The following is a 19,536-nucleotide window of genomic DNA, read 5'->3' as shown; positions in this document are numbered from 1 at the left end:
TCTGACCAGCACCATTACAACCAACATCGGCATAGCCCCAAGGTCGGCATAGGACATCTAATGCCGACGTCGGCATTAAATGTCACCGACCCAGACCTGGTTCAGGGCCCCGGTGTCCCATTCCCGCTTGACCGCGTCGATCGGGCAAGCGTCGGCATGGTCAATGATCGTGGTGGTCTGCCACTTCTTCGGGTAGATGCCCACCAATCCGAGGCGTTATGTGAACATTCTCTCTTGTGAGGTGTCCACTCAACGGGGCAGGACCACCCCTACTGGTGTCACCGGCGGTACCGGCTCGAGTGCCGCGCCGTTGATGAACATGAGCTTGACGTGGCCGGCAAAAGCCGCCGCAGCTGAAGCACCACCCGTCACATACTCCGTGGTTGGCCACACCCCACTTCACAGAACGCTGGAGGTCGGGCAGAGTATTGGCGGCCAATGCATCGATTGCTTCGGCGATGTCTCGCTGCGGATGCGGAAGACTGGCGATGTACGCGAAGACGGGCTCGTCACCGACGGCCGCTTTCGCGGGGCTCGCCCGGCCAGTCATAACTGCCGGCAGTGTCCACGCCGCATCGCCCTCGGCCGTCTTCTGTCTGCCGCTCTCGCTGCCGTCCATGGCGAGACGCTATTTCTTCCAGATGGCCAAACGACGATTGCGCATGCTCAAATTTCGGTGTATCACTGAGGATAGTCATAGCTGGCACCCTCGGTGACGGGCCGGACGTGAACAGAAAATTCGACAAAACCCCAGATCACACGGTGGGGCCACCGTGGCACCGCCGCATTCCAGTCGGCAAGTCTGGCCAAGGCCCGGTCGAGAAGTGCGGCAGCGGTCGGGCAGCTGATGCGCGACTCGCAGAAAAACCCCAGATCAGGGGGTGCTGCCACCGTGGCAGCACCGTGTTCACTCCTCGTCTTTCGCGAATGCCCGGTCGAGAAGCGCGGCGGTGGCGGGGTTCACCAGCTCGCTGCGTTGGATGTAGTGCATCACAGTGATCCTCGTGTCCGTATGTCCGAGCAGCTCCGCGGCGAGTTCGATGCTGGCGTTGGTGTTGACCGCGGTGGCGACCGTGCGGCGGAACATGTGCGGTGTCACTCCGTTGATGCCGGCTCCCTCAAGCACCTGTCGCAACTGACGACGCACGTTCGCGGTCGTCAACGGAGTGCCGTCGCGGGACTGAAACAGCAGCCCATCCAGACCCAGGCTCCCGAATTTGGCAAGCCGCCGGCGCACGGCGTCGGCGGTGAATGTGGGCAGTGCCACAACACGCGTGGACTTCGCGGTTTTGGGATGGTCTTGCCGGAAAGTCAGTTCGCCGTTGCGACTGACGATGGTTCCGGCCAGGCGAATGGAAGGCACGGCACTGGTGATGTCAATGTCCCGGCGTCGGACGGCGAGAACCTCACCGATCCGGGCCGAGGTGCCGAGCATCACCTCGATGATCGCGCCGAGCTGGCCATCGGGTTTGGGCCCAGAGATATGGTTGGCGGCGCTCTCCCATTGCGCGATCGCCGCGCGGATGACGTTCACCTCTGGGGCGGTGAGGGCATTCGGCACGTGCGGCTCGCGGTGGAGACGGGAGACATGGTCCATCGGGTTGCGGGGGAGCACCTCGTGCCGCACCGCCAGCTCCAATGCCAGCCGCAGCACGACCCGGGCCTGTTTGGCTCGGCTGTAAGAGAGCTTCGCGAGTTGCTTGATGAATTTGTCGCACCGGGCCACGCCGATCTCCCGCAGCGCCAGGTTGTCGAAGCTCGGTGAGACCAGGGTGCGCATGTTGCGCTCGTACAGGTTGCGGGTGGTCCGGGAGATCCGATCCTCCAGGTCGATGTCTTCCAGCCAGTACGTCACCAGGTCTTTGAACAGACTGTCGGGCGTCAGCGCCGAGTCGGCGGGTTGGAACAGGTCCCGGTCGGCGAGCTTGGCCTTCAGTGCCCGCTCGGCGGCGTTGGCCGTGGCGCCGGTGGCCTGCACCAGGCGCGCGTGGCCATCCCAGTCCCGGTAGCGGGTTCTCGCCTCGTACCGGCCGGTCGGCGACTGGCGGGTGCTGATGTCGCCGAAGGTGCCGATGGTCAACCGTTGCCGCGCCATTTCAGCTCACCGCCGATCGGGGCGCCACGGTGGGCTCGAGGGCTCCCGCTGCTGGGCGATCCATTCCCGCACATCGGAGATCGCAAACTTCAGATGCTTGCCGAACCGGTAGGCCGTGGGGCCTTTCCCGTGCACCCGCCAGTCGTAGACCGTGGAGATGGGGATGCCCAGGTAGGCGGCCAGCTCGGCAACATCCATCAGGGGTTCGAGCCCCCAGCCGTCGGTGGGAGTCGAGGGTAGCTTGTCGTCGTGGATACTCATGCCCAGAAGGTGCGCATGGCAGTCCCGGACGATCGGAAGGTACCGAAACCGACGTCGGCGACTCGCACGAGACGGCCGAAAAACCGGCTCTGAAACGCTCAAAGTGATGGGGTAGTGATGGCTTAATCAAATCCTCAACCTAAAAAGTCCCGGAAACCCTTAAGTTTCCGGGACTTTTGGTCGGGCTGACAGGATTCGAACCTGCGACCCCTTGACCCCCAGTCAAGTGCGCTACCAAGCTGCGCCACAGCCCGCCGCTTCCACAATGCGATTCCAAGATTCGAAACCTGCGGAAGACAACTGTAAGAGCTTACCGCTTTATACGAGGACCAAAGAACACATGGGAGGGCACCGACGATCGCCGTTGGACTGAAGAATATTTGGTGTTCCCACGGCCTCCGAGCTGGCCGGCTTCATCGGTTGCGTCGCAAAGGGGCTGACGGCGGTCCGACATTCGTGATGCGCGGCGGCGCTAACGCCCTCACGATTAGATTTACCCATTGTTCGCTTGCCAACTTTCACCATGTTGCTACTCTGGGCGCATGTCAGCCATCGCTAGCACCGTCAACCACATGCAGACGCATCGCGCCCGTCGTGGTTCGGTCCGCTGATCGCTCGCCACGGCTGGGCTGTTTCTTGCAACGGCCGCGCTTCAGCTTGTCGCCTCGCTGGAACGGTGGGTCGTGCTCAGCGCCTCATGGACGCGCACCGACAGCACAATCGAAGACCACCGTTTCGACTACGCCTACCCCGCGGACCCGTGGGAAAACCTCGGTACGACCCCTCAACTCTTCGGTTTGAGTCTTCTGCTCCTGGCGCTGGGTATCAGAGCCCTGGCGCGATCAGCCGCGAGCCGCGACGGCGGCCTGGAGCGGATGCTCACCGTCGCCACCGCGGCATCCTTCGGCATTACCGGCATGCACGCCCTCGTTTCGGGCCTGATCGGTGTTCCGTCTCCGTTGCAATTCCTGCCGGTGCAGGTACTGCTGAGCTTGGTCGCGTTCGCCGGTTTGATCGCTTTGAGCGTGCGCTGGTTGCGCGTGTCGTGGGCGTCATCCGTCGCGTGCCTATTGCTGCTCGGCGTCACCGTGCCGGGCACCATCGTCGTCACCTTTCAGATTGCGCCGGTCGTTCTGGGCTATCAGTCGCACGACACGACTCCCTTCAGCGAGACGATCGTCGCAGTGTTGACGGCCGCGGCAGGCGTGGCGATGCTCGTGGCGGCAGGGATTGCCGAGCGCTCTCGTCGCCGATCCGCTGCGCAGAGTCGAGTGACTCCGCAGACTTGAGTGACGGCGCAGAGTCGAGTGACTGCTTAGCGCCTACTTTCCGAGTCGGGGCGCAGCCGGATGAGTCGCTGCGGGCCATCCTCTTTCAGCTCGGCCAGGTCGCTTCGCGAGGAGAGAAAGTCGGTGAAGGAACGAAAGCCGAGCGGCTTCTCGTTGAAGGACGGGTCCATGCGGCGCATCTGGTTCTTGATCGTGCCCGTGTTGAGCCACTCGTCGGCATCGCCCTTGGCGTGACCGATCTGCAGCGCGCGCACCAGGAGCTCCGTGGCCAGTGTCTGTGGGTCAATGTCGTCGCCGGCCTCAGGCTCGTCGAACTGCGCGTCTTCGGTGTGAGAGAACATGGGATTAGTGGCGAAAAGACGGGCCTGGATGGGCACCGGGTCGGGTGCGATCTCGGCAGCTTCCGGGGCCTTCCTGCTTGCCTTGGGCCTCTGCGTAATGGTTGTGACGGTCGTTTGGTCAATTCCGGGCAGCGAGTCGTAGTCCTCGAACTCGTCGCACGCGGCCGCAAGCGATGTGCTCGTCGAGCCGGCGACGCCAATGCCAACGACGAAGCGACCGAGCCGCTTCGACTTTTGGGCGAGGGCGATGTAGTCGGAGTCGCCGGCGATGATGATCACATGGGTCAGGTCGGGGAGTCGAAAGAGGTCTTCAACAACGTCGACGGCTAAACGGATGTCGGCACCGTTCTTGGTTCCGCGAGTGGTCGTGGTGAACAGCTGGGTCAGGTCCACCGCTCGAGACATGAGCTGGCGCTGGTAACTCGCATTGACGGGCACCGACCAGTCGGCGTAGGCACGATTCACGACCAGGGTGCCGAACGATGCGGCAAAGTCGATGATGGCGTTGAAGTCCACCGTGGCGGAGGCGAGCCGCGCGGCGACCTCGGGGTCGGCATCCGCACTCGACTTATTGAAATCACGGATGCCGTCGCGCTGAAAAGCATTACGCCCGTGCAACTGCTGATAGCGGGAGATGACGATGTTGTCGAAGTCGATATAGAGGCCGACGCGCGCATCGTTCGGTTCAGTCATGGTGAGCTCCTTAGCCACAGGCGGAAGACTCAGTTGCGATCCGGTACCCCCAGTCTGCGCCGAGCGGCGGGGCGAGGGCAACTCGGGTTCCGACTTGCACCAGCAATCGACTGCGGCAGAAGAGCGAAGCCACGTACCATCAGTGCATGCCGCCGCCTTCTCCACTCCCGCAACGGCACGGGCTCAATGCCGCGTGGGTGTGCACGCCGGAACGGTCGCAGCATCCGCTCTGGGAGACCATGGGGGCCTGGCTCGAGGAGCGGTTGTCGGAGTTCGTGGACGTGGCGGGCTTTCTGGCCCAGGAGCGTTTTGTCTATGGCACCGGCGCGGTAGTCGACGGCCACGACCCGTACCGGCCGTACACCTTTGTGTGGTTCCATCGCGATCTAGCCGAGGAGACCGTTGTTCCGGGGCCCATTCATCTGATCTATCGTGACGACCGGATTGTGGTGATCGACAAGCCCGCCTTTCTCTCGTCCATTCCGCGCGGGCGCCACGTCGTGCAGAGTGTGGTGGTGCGCCTGCGAGCGGAATTGCAGCTTCCAGAGCTGTCCCCGCTGCATCGCCTGGACCGGGGGACGTCAGGGCTGCTGGTTCTGTCGACCGAGCGACGGTGGCGCGGGGCGTATCAGTCGATGTTCCAACGCCACGAAGTGGAAAAAACCTACCGTGCGCTGGCGCCGCTGTTGCCGGGCATCGAACTGCCCGTAACGGTGCGCAATCACCTCACGACGCACCGTGGTCGGTGGCAAGCCGAGGTGCTGGCGGGCGTGCCGGCCAACGCCGAGTCGTTGATCGAACTCGAATCGGCGGTCGATGGCCTGGGCAGTTACCGGCTGACACCCCGCACCGGTCGCACGCACCAATTGCGCATGCACATGCTCGGCTTGGGAATTCCCATCTGCAATGATCCGCTTTACCCCGTTGTGCAGGATGTCGCGCTCGACGATTTCACGCGCCCCCTGCAGTTGCTCGCGAACGAGTTGCGCTTCACCGACCCCATCGATGGGGGAGTGCGGCAGTTTGCCAGCCTGCGCACGCTGCCGTTGCGCAGCGAGAAGTCCTGAGCGCACACGGTTGCGAGAACGCATCGGGTCATGATCACCCCGGAGGTCACCGGAATTTGTCGCGCACCCGTGAAAGACGGATGCTTGAATCATGGAGCACACGCACGAGACCTCACCCGGCGACACCGACCACAACGCGAAGGCGGCATCCGCTGTTCACACCCCTCGGGATCCCGGCGCGGTTGAGGAATTCTGGGACGAACGCTACGCCGACATGGCACAGCTGTGGAGTGGGCAGCCGAACGCGACACTCCTGACCGAGACGCAAGGATTACCGGCCGGGCGCGCGTTGGACGTCGGCTGCGGCGAAGGAGCGGATGCCCTCTGGCTGGCGGAACACGGGTGGCGCGTCACTGCGCTGGACGTGTCGCGGGTAGCACTCGACCGGGCAGCCGCCCAAGCCGCCGTTCGCGGAGTGCCGGTGAACTGGCTACACGCCGGTCTAGTCGAGGCGGCGCTGCCGAAGGCATCTTTCGATCTGGTTTCTGCGCAGTACCCCGCGCTGCTGCGCACCGACGAGAACGTTGCCGAGCACGCGTTGCTCGAGGCGGTCGCTCCTAACGGTGTGCTGCTTTTTGTGCATCACCCTGCCCCGACGGAGGAGGAGGCCGCGGCCCACGGTTTTCATGCCGACGATTATGTGGGCCCGGCCCAGGTCGCTGCACTGCTGGACGACAGCTGGCAGGTTGAGGTCGACGAGACCCGGCCGCGCCATGTAGCAACCGGCGCCGGGTCGCATCACACCCACGACGTTGTCCTGCGGGCTCGACGACTGCGCTGATCGACCGCCTGTAGATTGTGGACGGCGCTCCGCGGCCGCAGCGAGGTTTCGCAAGTGCTGTGGGCGGCGCGGCCCGCGGGCGGTCTGCCGATAGGGTGATCACTATTATGCAGATTCGCGACATTGGCCTGTCGGCGCTCAAGGGCGGCCCACATACGAAGCGCAAAAACGTGCTGCTCGAAGCATACGGTCCGGTGGGGGACCGGCTCTTCGCGGTCGTTGACCTCGCAAACGAACGGGTGTTGAAGACTGTTGAGCATCCGTTATTGCTCACCTGCCGAGCCCGGTGGGAATACGAGGTGCTGTCGGTCGACATCGACGGGCAGCAGATTGCCGCAAAACCTGAGTTCAACAGTCAAAATGTCACACTCGACTATTGGGGTCGCGCCGTTGGCATGCAGGTGGTTGGCGGGCCGTGGGCCCAGGCATTCTCTCGTTTGCTCGGGAAGGATGTCGCTGTGGCACAGATAAACGCCCCGGGCGGCGTGGTCTACGGCGACTCCGTCACCATCGTGACGACGAGTTCGCTTCGCCGGCTCGCCGATGAGGCGGCCACGACCGTTGATGCTCGCCGTTTTAGGGCGACGTTCACAATTGACACGGGCGACGCGGCCGCGCAGGTTGAAGATTCCTGGGCTGGTCGTGAACTCGACGTGGGGAGTGCACGTCTGCTCGTGGGCGCCGGCATCCCTCGTTGCGCCGTCATCGATTTAGAGCCCGACACCGGCGCTCGCGGCACAAACCTGCTGAAGACCCTCGCCCGCTTGAGCGGGAGTGATATGCCATTCGGCGTGTACGCCCAGGTCATTCGCCCCGGAAGCGTCGGCTGCGGCGACCAGGTGCGATTAGTCCCCGGTAACTGACGGGAGATACTAAAGGGATGGACGACAAAGATACCCTCGCTGATTTTCTGCGCTCAGCCCGGGCCCGCCTGACGCCAGCCGATGTCGGCCTGTCGGTCAACCCCCACGCGGCCGCCCGGCGGGTGCCCGGCCTGCGCCGTGACGAAGTGGCGGGGCTGGCCGGCGTGAGCGTGGATTACTATGCGCGCATGGAACAGGGCCGGGTGACGCAGGCATCCGATGCCGTTGTCAATGCGCTCGCCGAGGTGCTGCACCTGAACGAGGCGGAGCGCAGCTACCTGTTCTCGCTGTTATCCGCCTCGACCGGCGGCCGCATCCAGCAGCGGCGGCGCACCCACGCGGTTCGGCCGTCGGTGCGCACGATCATGGATTCCTTCACCGAACAACCGGCATTCGTGCTCGGCGTCGGCATGGATGTGCTGGCCATGAACGACCTCGCCAAGCTGCTGCTGAAGGACTTCACGACGGGCTCGGGACTCGGGCGCAGCATGGCCCGATGGACATTCCTCGACCCGTCGGCGCGCACGCTGTACCTGGACTGGGAGATTGTGGCGTGCGATGTGGCGGCTATGCTCCGTCACGACGCGCGGTCCCACCCCAACGACCGGGCCCTCAACGAGCTGATCGGTGAGTTGACCGTCAAGAGCGACGAATTTCGCGCGTGGTGGAGTCAGCACCGGGTGTGGGAGTGCACGTTCGGCGTGAAGCGCTTCGAGCACCCGATCGTCGGCCGGGTGGACGTGGACTACGAGACCTTCCCGGTTCCGGGCGAACCAGACCAGCAACTCTTCGTCTACAGCACCCAACCGGCGTCGGCCTCCAGCGATGCGCTGCGCATCCTGGCCTCCTGGCGCACAGACCAGACGAATATCGCCGCGCTCGAGTCCTTTCGCTGACGGTCTAGAACCCTTCGGGCAAACGCGGCACGTACGATGCTTCAAGGCGCGTGCGCTCGTCGGCGCTGAGCTCAAGGTCGAGCGAGGCGATGGCATCGCTGAGGTGGTGCGGCTTCGTGGCGCCAACGATCGGCGCCGTCACGGCGGGGTTGCCGGACACCCAGGCCAGGGCTACCTGAGCCCGCGGCACGCCGCGCTCAGCGGCGATGTCGGCGAGGACCGATGCAACCGCACGATCGCCCTCTTCCGCCTGCGCGTAGAGGGTCTGGCCGAACAGGTCCGTCTCGGTGCGGGCGGTCGTTTCGTCCCAGTTTCGAGTGAGCTTTCCACGCGCAAGCGGACTCCACGGGGTGAGGCCGATGCCGGCATCCACTGCGAGGGGGAACATTTCGCGTTCCTCTTCTCGGTTGATCAGGTTGTACTGGCTCTGCATTGATACGAACGGCGTCCAGCCGTTCGCCTGCTGCAGGCGCAGGGCCTTGGCAAACTGCCAGGCAAACATCGAGGAGGCGCCCAGGTAGCGCGCTTTACCCGAGCGCACCACGTCGTGCAGGGCTTCAAGCGTCTCCTCGAGGGGAGTGAATGGGTCGAAACGGTGCACGATGTAGAGATCCACGTAGTCGAGGTCGAGGCGATGGAGACTGTTGTCGATTTCCTGCAGCACTGCTTTGCGTGACAGGCCGCGCTGGTTGGGGCCTTCACCGACGGGTGCGTATACCTTGGTCGCTACAACGACCTCGTCCCGGTTCGCATACTCCTTGAGTGCTCGGCCGAGGATTTCTTCGCTCGACCCGGCCGAGTACCCGTTCGCGGTATCGAAGAAGTTAATCCCGGCTTCGACGGCCTGCCGAATGAACGGCCGGCTGGTCTCCTCGGTCAGTGTCCAGGCGTGGTTGCCGCGTTCCGGCTCGCCGTAACTCATGCACCCCAAGGCGATCGGGGAGACATCCAGACCGGTGCTGCCGAGCTTCACGTACTTCATGGGACTCCTTTAATGACGGATGCCCCGGGCCGCGTTGAAATCTGCGGCCCGGGGCGGTTCGTGCCTGGGTTTTTATCAACCGGCGCGGCTGATGCCGCGCCGGTCGGGGCGCCTACGCGTCGGCGCGGGTCTCGTTCGCAAACGTGGCCACGTCGATAACGAAACGGTAGCGCACGTCGCTGCGGATAACACGCTCGTAGGCCTCGTTCACCTGATCGACCGAGATGATCTCAATGTCGGCGCCGATTCCATGGGCGGCACAGAAGTCGAGCATTTCCTGGGTCTGGCGGATGCCACCGATCTTGGAAGCGGCGATGGCGCGACGCTGGGCGGCGAGCCAAACCATCTTCACGCTGTCAGGCTCGGTGGGGATTCCAACGTGCACGAGCGTGCCGTTGAGGGCCAGCAGCTTCAGGTAGCCCTCCAGGTCGAGGTTCGCGGCCACGGTGTTCACGATGAGGTCGAAGTGGTTCTCGAGCTCGGTGAAGGTGGTCGGGTCGCTCGTGGCGTAGTAGTGGTCTGCGCCGAAACGCAGGCCGTCTTCCTTCTTGCTGAGGGTCTGGCTGAGCACGGTGACCTCGGCGCCGAGCGCGTGGGCGATCTTCACACCCATGTGTCCGAGGCCGCCCATGCCGAGGATGGCAACCTTCTTGCCGGGGCTGGCTTCCCAGTTCACGAGAGGCGAGTAGAGCGTGATGCCGGCGCAGAGCAGGGGAGCGGCCTCGGAGAGCTCGATGCCGTCGGGGATGCCGAGCACGTAGTTCTCGTCGACGACGATCGCGGTGCTGTAGCCGCCGTTGGTGGGAGTGCCGTCGTGGTTGCGGTCGTTGTAGGTGCCGACCTCGCCTTTCAGGCAGTACTGCTCCTCGCCGGCTAGGCAGTTGGCGCACTCGCGGCAGGAGTCCACGAAGCAGCCGACGCCGACGCGGTCGCCAACCTGGTAGCGGGTGACGTCGCTGCCGACGGCGGAGATGATGCCGGCGATCTCGTGGCCGGGAACCATCGGGAACAGTCCCACGCCCCACTCGTCGCGAGCCTGGTGGATGTCGGAGTGGCAGATGCCGGCGAACTTGATGTCGATCGCCACGTCGTGGGCGCCGGGGGTGCGCAACTCGATCGTGGTGCGAGCGAGGGGTTGGTTGGCCGCGGGGGCGGCGAGTGCAGGAACAGTGGTCGTCATAAAAAAAGTCTTTCAGTGCCGATGATGAGATGCGAGGAAATCCCGTGCCGTGGCACGTGTCGACGGTGACATCCGCTCGCTCAACGTTACGTGATTGAACCGACCCGATCGAGACTGGAGCGTGGCACTGTCTGACCCACCCAGGCATCCGGTGCTCGCGTCTGCGCGGCCAGCCTGAGCCGGCTGACCGCGCTGCAGCGGCATTAGGCTTTCTGAACGGTGATGGTCCAAGCGGCGTCGCCGACACGGTCGAAATTGGTGACCGGGTAGCCTTCCTCCGCGGCCCAGCGTGGCAGGGCATCCGTCGCTTGGGTGCAGTCGAAGTTGATGACCAGCTCATCGCCCAGATCGAGCAGGGCAATGGCTTCCTTGGCCTCGACGATGGGGAACGGGCAAACCTGACCATCAGTTTCAAGTACGTGAACTGCCATGATGAATCTCCTTATTTTACGGTGAATTGAAACGTGGCGCGGGGCGAGCGATGCTAGCGGCGAACGGATGCCCGTGCAGCGTTAGGACCGGGCGTCGCGGTCTGACTGGACGAGCCCGCGGCTGCGGCATTGCGGGCGGAACGGGCTTTGGAAGGCCCGGTGATGAAGAGCCGGGTGGCGGCACCGGTGCCGAGGATCATAAAGCCGAAGGCTACCCAGCCTTGCAGCTCGAAGGAAGCTGTGTTGACCATGGCGTTGCCGATGGTGCAACCGCCCGCCAGGCTCGCGCCGATACCCATAAGTGCACCGCCGGCGATGCTGCGAACGGTGGTGACGGCATCCGGAATTCGAATGCGGAATTCTCCGCTGCCCTTGGCAGCGATGAACGCGCCCGTGAGGATTCCAATCACCAAATAAACTCCCCAGTCGATGACCTCGGCGTCGCCGCTCACCAAATAGTTGACGATGTTCGAGGATGGGCCGGTGATTCCAAGTCCCGCTTCACGGCCGGTGGCCCAGCTCAGCGGCCAGGCCAAGATAGCCAGCGCGGCAATCACGAGCGCGGTCGTGAACGCGCCCCACTGCTTCTCGAAGAGAAGATGGGCGATGCCGCGTTTGCGGGGCGGCAGGGTGGCTAGGCGAGCTCCTGGGCGTTTGCGCAGGTGATGCCGGACCAACAAACCAACCGCGCTGGCCAGCACGGCGATCAGGAGCCACGGCGAGACGCCCAGCAAACCGTGCACGGTTGAGGCTTCGACCGTGACGCTGCGCAGGCCGGAGACTCCCGTAGCCAGCACGCCGGTCTTTGAGATCGCGGAGAACAGCGCGTAGAAGATGAGTGCCAGCCAGCTGCCCACCAGACCCTCACCGGCGCGATAGTAGGTGCCCGTTGCGCAACCGCCGGCGAGCACGATGGCGAAGCCAAAGAGGAAGGCTCCAAGAACCGTGGCGAGCCAGGGAAAGGCGCTGGACGACAACGAGATTACGCCGACTGCATCCAGGGTAAAGACTCCGACGCTCTGCACGGCAATCACGATCAAAAACGCCGTGATCCAGCGAGTGTTGCCCGTGACCCAGAGATCACGGAATGCGCCGGTGACGCAGAAACGACCGCGTTGCATCGCGAAGCCGAGGGCAATGCCCAGGCCCAAACCAGTGAGAAGCATGTCGTATCCCCGTTCGTTTTTGACCTTCGCTGCAGTCGTGAAGGCACTATTGACGCTACGACTCATCATCGGATCAGCGCCGCAGAAGTCGCCGGGTGACCCTGTGAGACGACACATTTGACTGCTTCGAGGTTGAGCGCTACGCATCGAAATCATGAACCAGAGCAAGCAGGGCCTGCTCGTGCTGTTCCCTAAGTTTGAACCCGGGCTGGTTCTCGACGCCATGAAGAAGTCGCCCGCCACGGTCTACTGCGCAGTGCCGCCGATCTACGAGCGCACGGCGCTCGCCGCGAAGGAAAAAGGAATCTCGCTGCGCTCGTGCAAGTACTGCATTTCGGGCGCCATGAATCTACCCGATCATGTCGTGGAACTGTGGGAGTCGGTATCGGGCGGACTTCTTGTTGAGGGATACGGCATGACCGAGTCGTCTCCCGTTGCCCTGGGGAATCCGTTTCATGCCAGCCGACGCACGGGCACGATCGGTGTGCCGTTCCCATCGACCCTGATGAAAGTGGTCGATCTGGATGATTCGAACGTTGAGGTGCCGTTGGGGCAGCCGGGTGAGTTGTTGCTGAAGGGACCGCAGGTTTTTCAGGGTTATTGGAACAACCCCGAGGAGACCGCAAAGACGCTCTTGCCCAATGGGTGGCTGCGCACCGGCGATATCGTGAGCGTGGATGAGGATGGCTTCACCACGATCGTAGACCGCGCTAAAGAGCTGATCATCACGGGTGGTTTCAACGTGTCGCCCTCCGAGGTGGAGGCCGTCTTGCGGCTGCACCCGGGCGTGAGTGACGCCGCCGTGATCGGCCGACCGCTCGAACGGGGCGGGGAGATGGTTGTCGCCGCGATCGAACTCACGGCCGGTGCCACCCTCGATGAAGATGCATTGCGGGCGCACTGCCGGGAACACCTCGCGGCCTACAAGATTCCGCGGCGGATCGTGCAGATCGAAAACACACCGCGCTCGATGCTCGGCAAGGTGTTGCGCAAGCAGGTTCGTGAGCAGGTTTTACCGCTGCTCTGACACCGGGCCAACGGTGTTACCGGGGGGGGCATCCAGGTCTCCCAAAACAGGCGAGCCAATGGAGTCCATTGCGAGCTTGAAATTGAGCGGATACTGTTCCACTGAACACACCGGTGTTATCGCTCGAACGGTGGGAGCCTCATGACAGCATCCTCGCCGGTCAGGCGGCCATCGAACGGATGCGCACCGAGTGCAACTGTGCACGCCAGGAATACCGACGGCGACGGCCTATTCTGGCCGGCCGAGCGCATCCTCCCGAAAGATGCGCCGGTGGTGGCCCGCAGACGTCACGCAACTCTCGCGTCTAAAATACTTACATGCCCCAAATCGTTCATGAGTTCGTCTGGCCTGACCGGGTCGTCATCGGCACCGTCGGCCTGCCTGGGGAGCGTACGTTCTATCTGCAGGTACGCAGCGGCGCGCGGATTGTCAGCATCGCCTTAGAGAAACAGCAATCGGCCCTGCTCGCCGAGAAGATCGACGAGATTCTCGACCAGCTGATCACCTTCGAGGGCAACCCGTTTAGTATCCCCACTGGCACCCCCATCGAGCTCGTCGATAACGACCCGCTTGAGCAACCGGTCGCTGAGGAATTTCGCACCGGCTCGATGAGCCTGGGCTGGGATCCATCGACGGTTCAGGTGGTGATCGAGGCCTACCCGATTGTCGACGAAGATGAGGAAATGCTCGACCCGCTTGAAGCGGCCAATGTGTTGCTCGTGCGCATACCCGTCGGCACCGCTCGCGCATTCGCGATGCGCACTCGTGAGGTTGTGGGCGCCGGGCGGCCGATGTGCTCCCTCTGCGGTTACCCCATCGACGCCGACGGGCACACCTGCACCGTTCCCGGGGACTGATGTCGATTCCCGACCTGGTCGACGGCGAGTTGAAACTCACCGGCCGGATCACGACGGCCTCGAACGCGACCTTCCTGGGCAGCATCGATGGCGCGATGGTCGTCTACAAACCGGTGGCGGGGGAGCATCCGTTGTGGGATTTTCCGGATGGAAACCTCGCCAATCGTGAAGTGGCGGCTTATCTCGTCTCGCAAGCCTTCGGGTGGAACGTCGTGCCGCACACCTGGCTGCGCGAGGGTCCAATGGGTGAAGGCATGGTGCAGCTGTGGCGGGAGCCTGACCCCGCGCAGAGCCCCGTCGATCTGGTGGCAGCGGACGCCGTTCCGGAAACCGGCTGGCGCCACGTTCTCGACGGGCGAGACGAGCACGAACGGATGGTCACCCTTATTCACGAAGACAGCGCCCCGCTGCGGCGGATGGCCGTGTTCGACGTCGTCGTGAACAACGCTGATCGCAAGGGCGACCACATTCTCGCCATGACCGATGGGCACCGACACGGAGTCGATCACGGGCTCACCTTTCACGTCGAACCCAAGCTGCGCACCGTGCTGTGGGGATGGCTGGGCGATGCGCTCACCACCGACGAGCTCGACGGCATCGACCGGGTCAAAGCGGGGCTTTCCGGCGAGCTCGGCACCGCCCTCGCTGGCCTGGTCAGCGCCGAGGAGCTCACGGCATTCGTCGCGCGTTGCGACCAATTGCGCTCTGAAGCACGATTTCCGGCCCCGAGCGGCGACATGCCCGCAGTACCCTGGCCGCTGTTCTGAGATCGCCACTTTTTTGATACTTATCGTGCCCGAGGTAACTTCGGGTGTGCAACGCTAGGGACATGGATCTTGAGGTGTCGGCGGCGCTGACCATTCCCGAGCGCGAACTCGGCTGGCGGTTCTCCCGGTCGTCCGGTCCCGGCGGCCAGCACGTCAACACCTCCGACAGCCGGGTCGAGCTGTCCTGGAACGTCGCCGAGTCCACGGTGCTTTCCGACGACGAGCGGATGCTGCTGCTCACCCGTCTGAGTCACCGTCTCGTCGCTGGGGTGGTCACCATTGCCGCGAGCGAGCAGCGCTCCCAGCTGCGGAATCGCGAGATTGCGCTGCGAAAGCTCGCCGACCTGGTGATCGCGGGCCTTGCGGCAGAGCCGGCCGCGCGCCGGGCGACCAAACCCACCCGCGGCTCAGCCAGGCGGCACCTCGCGATCAAACAGCAGCGCTCTGCCACGAAGCAGAACCGGCAGCGTCCCGCGGCCGAGTAGGTGGGCGATCCACCGACATCCGTTTGATGCGTCCTACCGCACGAGCAGTATCTGCCGAAAGTACGCAGCCAGATCCGCGGTCGCCGTCAGCGGCAGCACGTTGGCGACATACTGATCGGGACGCACGATCACTACGACGCCGGTGCGGCTGATACCGCGCTGCTCGAATATGTCGTGGTGTGGATCGGCGGCGTACACCTTCTCGTAGTCGATCAGCCCGAACGGGCCGGTTTTCGGCAAAAACATCTTGTCGACCCGGCCCAGGTCGACCTCGGTGTGCGGCTTTTGGTAGACCACCTTCACGTCGAAGACGCTGTCGATGTCGATGTCGCTGTCGGTCGGGGTGTGCGCGAGCAGCGGCGAATCGGGTGCGGTACGCATCCACTCGGCCCAGGTGGCCAGTATTTCAGCGGATGCGTCAGCGAATGCATACACGCGCCAGCGGCCGTCGGCGCGGTGGTGGTGGCCCAGCTGCACCGGGTTGGCGTCACCCACGCGCACGACCGGGGCGGACTTGAACCGTTTGCCGATCGGGAATCCGGTGGCAATGGATTGGTGGGTCGCCTCGCCGATGAGCATCGATGGCGGGTATTGGGTCATGAAGCCCGATGGAAACTCGGCTGTCTGGGTGTAGAAATCCTCGAGCGGAACCTTGAGGTCTTCCGGCTTCGCCGCCATCAGGCTCGACCACTCCTTGTCGAAGTCGATCAGGTTCTTCGCGATGACCTGGCGCTCGGCGGAATAGGTGCTGAGCAGGCTTTCGGGGCTGCGGCCATCGAGCACGTAGGCGAGCTTCCAGCCCAGGTTGAAGCCGTCCTGCATGGAGACGTTCATACCCTGGCCCGCCTTGGCGCTGTGGGTGTGGCAGGCGTCGCCGGTGATGAAGACCCGCGGCGAACGGATGCCGATCTCCTCGGGAAGCAGATCGTCGAACCGGTCGGTGAGGCGGTGGGCGACCTCGTAGACGCTGTGCCAGGCGACGTTTTTCACGTCGAGTGTGTAGGGGTGCAAAATCTCATTGGCCTTCACGATGATCTCGTCGATCGTCGTCGTGCGCACGGCGCCATTGTCGTCGGCGGCCACTTCGCCGAGGTCGACGTACATGCGAAACAGGTAGCCGCCCTCGCGCGGAATGTGCAGGATGCTTCCGCCGGATCCAGACTGGATTGCGCACTTGGTGCGAATGTCGGGAAAGTCGGTGACGGCCAGCACGTCCATGACGCCCCAGGCATGGAAGGCCGCGTCGCCGGCGAGGGTGCAGCCGATGGAATCGCGGACGGAACTGTGGGCGCCGTCGGCGCCGACCACATATTTTGCGTGCACGATGCGCTCCTGACCGGTCAGCTCTCCGCTGGTGTGCCGAAGCAACACGGTGACGGGGTAGTCGCCCTCATTGGTGTTGGTCAGGCTGAGCATTTCATAGCCGAAATCCGGGGTCATACGGCTGGGCGAATTGGCCATGACCTCGGCGAAGTAGTCCAACACGCGTGCCTGGTTGACGATGAGGTGCGGAAATTCGCTGATGCCGGTGGGGTCATCGATGGCACGGGCGGTGCGGATGATGTTGGCCGGGTTGGTGGGGTCTGGCTTCCAGAACGCCATCTCGGTGATGCGGTAGGCCTCGGCGATGATGCGTTCGGCGAAGCCGAATGCCTGAAAGGTCTCGACGCTGCGGGCCTGGATGCCGTCGGCCTGCCCGATCGCGAGACGTTCGCCGCGGCGCTCCACGATGCGGGTCATGATTCCCGGAAATTGGGAGAGCTGGGCGGCGGTGATCATGCCGGCCGGGCCCGTTCCCACGATGAGAACATCGACACTGTCAGGGAGCTCGTCGGGGCGATCGATGCCGACTCCCGCGGCGTCCTGTACTCGGGGATCGGTGGACACGTATCCGTGATGGTGAAACTGCACGGCTTCCTCACTTCTGTGTGTGGTTTCTCGGTGCTCTCGGCGCGGCGATTCGAATGCCAGCCCTATCCTGTGTTCTATAAAAGAACGCGTCGCTCTATTATCGTTTTTTGAATCATATACGACCGTGCGAGATCCGCAACCCGCGCACAGCTAGGCATCCGCTCGAGGCGGTCGGCTTGATCCGGCGTCGAAGTCGGTTTGGGCTCTTTCCGAGTGGCGAGGGCGCGGGTAACGTGCTGACAATGACTATCGAACCGAGACTTCTTGACTGGATGCTCGACTCCGACCCGGCTCTGCGTTGGCGCGTTGAGCGTGACCTTGTCGGCGCGCCGGCTGCGGTATGGCGGACAACCAGGGCCCGGGTCAACACTGAGGGGTTTGGGGCTCGGCTGCTGGCCCTGCAGGATGCTGATGGTCAGTGGGCGGGCGGCGCGTATTTTCCGGGAGATTTTGACTTTAATGGCCCCGAGGCAGCCGCCGATGCGGGGCAGCCGTACACAGCGACGACGTGGGCTCTCTTCGACCTGCGTGAGCTGGGCGTCGATGCCGCAATGCTCGCTGGCACAGCCGAGCTGCTCGCCGCCAATAGTCGGTGGGAGTACGAAGACCTGCCGTATTGGAACGGCGAAGTCGACTGTTGCATCAACGCCTTCACGCTGGCCAACGGAGCGTGGCTCGGCGTCAACGTCTCGGACAACGCCCAATGGTTTGTCGACCACCGTCAACCCGATGGAGGCTGGAACTGCGAATGGGTGGAGGGTTCGACCCGATCCTCCTATCACTCGACGCTGAATTCCTTGAAAGGGTTGTTGTATTACGAAATGACGATCGGCGGCACAGAAGAGCTACGTGCGGCCCGCCACGGGGGAGAGGAATATCTGCTGCAGCGTGGGCTGTTACACCGGCTGTCCACCGGTTTGCAAGTTGCCCTGTGGGCGACGCGCTTCGCCTACCCGTTTCGCTGGTTTTACAGCGTACTCAGCGCCGCGGATTACTTTCGGGCCGCGGCCCTGCATGATGGCAGCGCCCCCGATCCACGGCTCGCCGAGGCGATGGACCTGATCCGTGCCGCCAGGCGGCCGGACGGCACCTGGTTGCAGGAGCGCCGACACCCCGGCCGAGTGTGGTTCGAGGTGGATGTGCCCGCCGGTGAGGCGTCGAAGTGGCTCACGTTCTATGGCAGCCGCGTGCTGGAGTGGTGGGACGATGCCACCGGCTCGTAGGTGGCTCTTGACACAACGTGCGTTATCGCCACGATAGAAGAGGGCTCGCGGCGTGGACAAGGCGCTTGCCGGTGGCGCGACCGAGCCGCGACCGGCCCAGGACTATGGGTTCATGTACGCCCGCGACTGTCAAGACCCCGACGGCAACGAGTTCAGCGCCCTCTGGATGGACCCGGTCGCCTCCGAAAAGGGTCCTGCCGCGTACCTGGCCGAGCATCAGGCCGGCGCCTGACTCTGAGTGCTGCCAGCTAGAACTGCCAGGGGAAGGGCGACCAGTCGGGTTCGCGGTGTTCCAGGAATGCGTCTTTTCCTTCGATAGCCTCGTCGGTGCCGTAGGCCAGGCGGGTGGCCTCACCGGCGAAGATCTGTTGGCCGACCATGCCGTCGTCGACGGCATTGAACGAGAATTTCAGCATGCGGATCGCGGTTGGCGATTTTGTCAGGATGGTGTTTGCCCAGTCCAGTGCGGTCGTCTCCAGCTCTGCATGGGGCACCACGGCATTCACGGCGCCCATCTCGTAGGCGCGCTGGGAGTCGTACGGACGCGCGAGAAAGAAGACCTCTCTCGCGAACTTCTGCCCGACGTGTTGGGCAAAGTAGGCGCTACCGTAGCCGCCGTCGAACGAGCCGACGTCGGCATCCGTTTGCTTGAACATGCCGTGTTCCCTGCTGGCGATCGAGAGGTCGCAGACCACGTGCAGGGAGTGGCCGCCGCCGGCCGCCCAGCCGGGGATGACGGCGATGACGACCTTCGGCATGAAACGGATGAGTCGCTGCACCTCGAGAATGTGCAGCCGCCCCGTGCTCGCGACCCCGTCGCGGTATTGGTAGCCGTCGCGCCCGCGGATACGCTGGTCACCACCGGAGCAGAACGCCCAGCCTCCGTCCTTGGGGCTTGGCCCGTTACCCGTGAGCAGCACCACGCCGATGCGCGTGTTCTGCCTGGCGTCGTCGAGCACCCGGTAGAGCTCATCGACAGACTGCGGGCGGAACGCATTGCGCACCTCCGGCCGGTTGAAGGCCACGCGGGCGACCCGCCCGGCGTTGTCGTGGTGGTAGGTGATGTCTTGCAACGCGGAGAAGCCGTCGACGGGCTTCCACAGTGAAGGATCAAAAATTTCGGAAACCTGAGTCATGGTTTCAGCTTAGGTGTGCTCGGAGTCGGCGCGGCAGCGCTGTCGTTCGTAAGGGACGTGGCACGGCTTCACGCTGATCAGTCCA

At 63.8% G+C, this 19,536-nt stretch carries 20 protein-coding genes, 1 tRNA gene and 1 pseudogene; 11 read left to right on the top strand and 11 right to left on the bottom strand.

The features are described 5' to 3' along the window. Positions 1–75: 75 nt before the first annotated feature. From CXY70_RS18455 to CXY70_RS02490, 4 genes are all read right to left on the bottom strand, one after another. Positions 76–204: a hypothetical protein gene (locus CXY70_RS18455; protein WP_255412003.1), complete on the bottom strand. Its 129-nt coding sequence runs from the start codon at positions 202–204 to the stop codon at positions 76–78. Between the two features lie 703 nt (positions 205–907). Then, complete coding sequence (locus tag CXY70_RS02500; protein WP_233205703.1) at positions 908–2,080, bottom strand: tyrosine-type recombinase/integrase; 1,173 nt, start codon at positions 2,078–2,080, stop codon at positions 908–910. Positions 2,081–2,101: 21 nt separating this feature from the next. Further along, the gene (locus CXY70_RS02495; RefSeq protein ID WP_233205702.1) at positions 2,102–2,356 is read right to left on the bottom strand and encodes a helix-turn-helix domain-containing protein; all 255 of its coding nucleotides are present in this window, start codon (positions 2,354–2,356) and stop codon (positions 2,102–2,104) included. Between the two features lie 177 nt (positions 2,357–2,533). Next, positions 2,534–2,610, bottom strand: a tRNA-Pro gene (locus CXY70_RS02490). A gap of 429 nt (positions 2,611–3,039) precedes the next feature. Between CXY70_RS02490 and CXY70_RS02485 the strand changes: the two genes are divergently transcribed. Next, entirely contained in the window at positions 3,040–3,645 is a 606-nt protein-coding gene (locus CXY70_RS02485; RefSeq protein ID WP_104190810.1) for a hypothetical protein, read from the top strand. A gap of 26 nt (positions 3,646–3,671) precedes the next feature. Here the strand turns inward: CXY70_RS02485 and CXY70_RS02480 are convergent, their stop codons facing one another. After that, positions 3,672–4,679, bottom strand: a complete 1,008-nt coding sequence (locus CXY70_RS02480) for an NYN domain-containing protein (protein WP_104190809.1) — start codon at positions 4,677–4,679, stop codon at positions 3,672–3,674. A gap of 239 nt (positions 4,680–4,918) precedes the next feature. Between CXY70_RS02480 and CXY70_RS02475 the strand changes: the two genes are divergently transcribed. The 4 genes from CXY70_RS02475 (at position 4,919) to CXY70_RS02460 (ending at position 8,286) form a co-directional block, all read left to right on the top strand. Beyond that, complete coding sequence (locus CXY70_RS02475) at positions 4,919–5,746, top strand: pseudouridine synthase (protein WP_233205701.1); 828 nt, start codon at positions 4,919–4,921, stop codon at positions 5,744–5,746. A gap of 91 nt (positions 5,747–5,837) precedes the next feature. Next, positions 5,838–6,527, top strand: coding sequence for a bifunctional 2-polyprenyl-6-hydroxyphenol methylase/3-demethylubiquinol 3-O-methyltransferase UbiG (locus CXY70_RS02470; RefSeq protein WP_104190807.1), 690 nt, complete (start codon positions 5,838–5,840; stop codon positions 6,525–6,527). Positions 6,528–6,634: 107 nt separating this feature from the next. Beyond that, the gene (locus tag CXY70_RS02465) at positions 6,635–7,390 is read left to right on the top strand and encodes an MOSC domain-containing protein (protein ID WP_104190806.1); all 756 of its coding nucleotides are present in this window, start codon (positions 6,635–6,637) and stop codon (positions 7,388–7,390) included. Positions 7,391–7,407: 17 nt separating this feature from the next. Then, the gene (locus CXY70_RS02460) at positions 7,408–8,286 is read left to right on the top strand and encodes a helix-turn-helix transcriptional regulator (RefSeq protein WP_104190805.1); all 879 of its coding nucleotides are present in this window, start codon (positions 7,408–7,410) and stop codon (positions 8,284–8,286) included. A gap of 4 nt (positions 8,287–8,290) precedes the next feature. Here the strand turns inward: CXY70_RS02460 and CXY70_RS02455 are convergent, their stop codons facing one another. The 4 genes from CXY70_RS02455 to CXY70_RS02440 all read right to left on the bottom strand — a co-directional run bounded on the left by CXY70_RS02455 (position 8,291) and on the right by CXY70_RS02440 (position 12,045). Then, the gene (locus CXY70_RS02455) at positions 8,291–9,268 is read right to left on the bottom strand and encodes an aldo/keto reductase (protein WP_104190804.1); all 978 of its coding nucleotides are present in this window, start codon (positions 9,266–9,268) and stop codon (positions 8,291–8,293) included. A gap of 112 nt (positions 9,269–9,380) precedes the next feature. Next, on the bottom strand, positions 9,381–10,448 hold the full coding sequence (locus CXY70_RS02450) for an NAD(P)-dependent alcohol dehydrogenase (RefSeq protein ID WP_104190803.1): 1,068 nt from the start codon (positions 10,446–10,448) through the stop codon (positions 9,381–9,383). 203 nt (positions 10,449–10,651) lie between these two features. Next, positions 10,652–10,879 (bottom strand): sulfurtransferase TusA family protein, encoded by a 228-nt coding sequence (locus CXY70_RS02445; RefSeq protein WP_104190802.1) that lies wholly within the window; start codon positions 10,877–10,879, stop codon positions 10,652–10,654. A 53-nt stretch (positions 10,880–10,932) separates the two neighbouring features. Then, positions 10,933–12,045: a YeeE/YedE family protein gene (locus CXY70_RS02440; protein ID WP_104190819.1), complete on the bottom strand. Its 1,113-nt coding sequence runs from the start codon at positions 12,043–12,045 to the stop codon at positions 10,933–10,935. Between the two features lie 178 nt (positions 12,046–12,223). Here CXY70_RS02440 and CXY70_RS02435 point away from each other — a divergent pair. The 4 genes and pseudogenes from CXY70_RS02435 to arfB all read left to right on the top strand — a co-directional run. Continuing rightward, positions 12,224–13,072 (top strand): annotated as a pseudogene (locus CXY70_RS02435) (AMP-binding protein); the annotation flags it as partial. A gap of 317 nt (positions 13,073–13,389) precedes the next feature. Further along, positions 13,390–13,929, top strand: coding sequence for a DUF3090 domain-containing protein (locus tag CXY70_RS02430; protein WP_104190801.1), 540 nt, complete (start codon positions 13,390–13,392; stop codon positions 13,927–13,929). Then, positions 13,929–14,696 carry an SCO1664 family protein gene (locus tag CXY70_RS02425; RefSeq protein ID WP_104190800.1) on the top strand — a complete coding sequence of 256 codons (768 nt, stop codon included), beginning with the start codon at positions 13,929–13,931 and terminating at the stop codon, positions 14,694–14,696. Before CXY70_RS02430 ends, CXY70_RS02425 begins: the two co-directional genes overlap by 1 nt. A 62-nt stretch (positions 14,697–14,758) precedes the next feature. After that, positions 14,759–15,181 carry an alternative ribosome rescue aminoacyl-tRNA hydrolase ArfB gene (gene arfB, locus CXY70_RS02420; RefSeq protein ID WP_104190799.1) on the top strand — a complete coding sequence of 141 codons (423 nt, stop codon included), beginning with the start codon at positions 14,759–14,761 and terminating at the stop codon, positions 15,179–15,181. A 33-nt stretch (positions 15,182–15,214) separates the two neighbouring features. Here arfB and CXY70_RS02415 read toward each other — a convergent pair whose 3' ends face one another. Then, positions 15,215–17,092, bottom strand: coding sequence for an FAD-binding monooxygenase (locus CXY70_RS02415; RefSeq protein WP_104190798.1), 1,878 nt, complete (start codon positions 17,090–17,092; stop codon positions 15,215–15,217). Positions 17,093–17,334: 242 nt separating this feature from the next. Here CXY70_RS02415 and CXY70_RS02410 point away from each other — a divergent pair, with 242 nt between their 5' ends. Both CXY70_RS02410 and CXY70_RS02405 read left to right on the top strand, forming a co-directional pair. Further along, entirely contained in the window at positions 17,335–18,315 is a 981-nt protein-coding gene (locus CXY70_RS02410) for a squalene cyclase (protein WP_199183345.1), read from the top strand. A gap of 52 nt (positions 18,316–18,367) precedes the next feature. Beyond that, positions 18,368–18,547, top strand: a complete 180-nt coding sequence (locus CXY70_RS02405) for a hypothetical protein (protein WP_199183344.1) — start codon at positions 18,368–18,370, stop codon at positions 18,545–18,547. Between the two features lie 16 nt (positions 18,548–18,563). Here CXY70_RS02405 and CXY70_RS02400 read toward each other — a convergent pair whose 3' ends face one another. Further along, complete coding sequence (locus tag CXY70_RS02400; RefSeq protein WP_104190797.1) at positions 18,564–19,451, bottom strand: 1,4-dihydroxy-2-naphthoyl-CoA synthase; 888 nt, start codon at positions 19,449–19,451, stop codon at positions 18,564–18,566. Positions 19,452–19,536 lie beyond the last annotated feature (85 nt).

The organism is Cryobacterium sp. Y82, assembly GCF_002929495.1.
GTDB lineage: Bacteria > Actinomycetota > Actinomycetes > Actinomycetales > Microbacteriaceae > Cryobacterium > Cryobacterium serini.
This window is presented reverse-complemented; position numbering and strand designations above follow the sequence as displayed.

What these genes read in the sequence shown, in the direction of transcription:
- CXY70_RS02425 (WP_104190800.1), top strand. Translation starts at nt 13,929, where the DNA reads ATGTCGATTCCCGACCTGGTCGACGGCGAGTTGAAACTCACCGGCCGG.
- CXY70_RS02465 (WP_104190806.1), top strand. Translation starts at nt 6,635, where the DNA reads ATGCAGATTCGCGACATTGGCCTGTCGGCGCTCAAGGGCGGCCCACAT.
- CXY70_RS02470 (WP_104190807.1), top strand. Translation starts at nt 5,838, where the DNA reads ATGGAGCACACGCACGAGACCTCACCCGGCGACACCGACCACAACGCG.
- CXY70_RS02460 (WP_104190805.1), top strand. Translation starts at nt 7,408, where the DNA reads ATGGACGACAAAGATACCCTCGCTGATTTTCTGCGCTCAGCCCGGGCC.
- CXY70_RS02410 (WP_199183345.1), top strand. Translation starts at nt 17,335, where the DNA reads ATGACTATCGAACCGAGACTTCTTGACTGGATGCTCGACTCCGACCCG.
- arfB (WP_104190799.1), top strand. Translation starts at nt 14,759, where the DNA reads ATGGATCTTGAGGTGTCGGCGGCGCTGACCATTCCCGAGCGCGAACTC.
- CXY70_RS02475 (WP_233205701.1), top strand. Translation starts at nt 4,919, where the DNA reads ATGGGGGCCTGGCTCGAGGAGCGGTTGTCGGAGTTCGTGGACGTGGCG.
- CXY70_RS02480 (WP_104190809.1), bottom strand. Translation starts at nt 4,679, where the DNA reads ATGACTGAACCGAACGATGCGCGCGTCGGCCTCTATATCGACTTCGAC.
- CXY70_RS02455 (WP_104190804.1), bottom strand. Translation starts at nt 9,268, where the DNA reads ATGAAGTACGTGAAGCTCGGCAGCACCGGTCTGGATGTCTCCCCGATC.
- CXY70_RS02450 (WP_104190803.1), bottom strand. Translation starts at nt 10,448, where the DNA reads ATGACGACCACTGTTCCTGCACTCGCCGCCCCCGCGGCCAACCAACCC.
- CXY70_RS02445 (WP_104190802.1), bottom strand. Translation starts at nt 10,879, where the DNA reads ATGGCAGTTCACGTACTTGAAACTGATGGTCAGGTTTGCCCGTTCCCC.
- CXY70_RS02400 (WP_104190797.1), bottom strand. Translation starts at nt 19,451, where the DNA reads ATGACTCAGGTTTCCGAAATTTTTGATCCTTCACTGTGGAAGCCCGTC.
- CXY70_RS02430 (WP_104190801.1), top strand. Translation starts at nt 13,390, where the DNA reads ATGCCCCAAATCGTTCATGAGTTCGTCTGGCCTGACCGGGTCGTCATC.
- CXY70_RS02440 (WP_104190819.1), bottom strand. Translation starts at nt 12,045, where the DNA reads ATGCTTCTCACTGGTTTGGGCCTGGGCATTGCCCTCGGCTTCGCGATG.
- CXY70_RS02495 (WP_233205702.1), bottom strand. Translation starts at nt 2,356, where the DNA reads ATGAGTATCCACGACGACAAGCTACCCTCGACTCCCACCGACGGCTGG.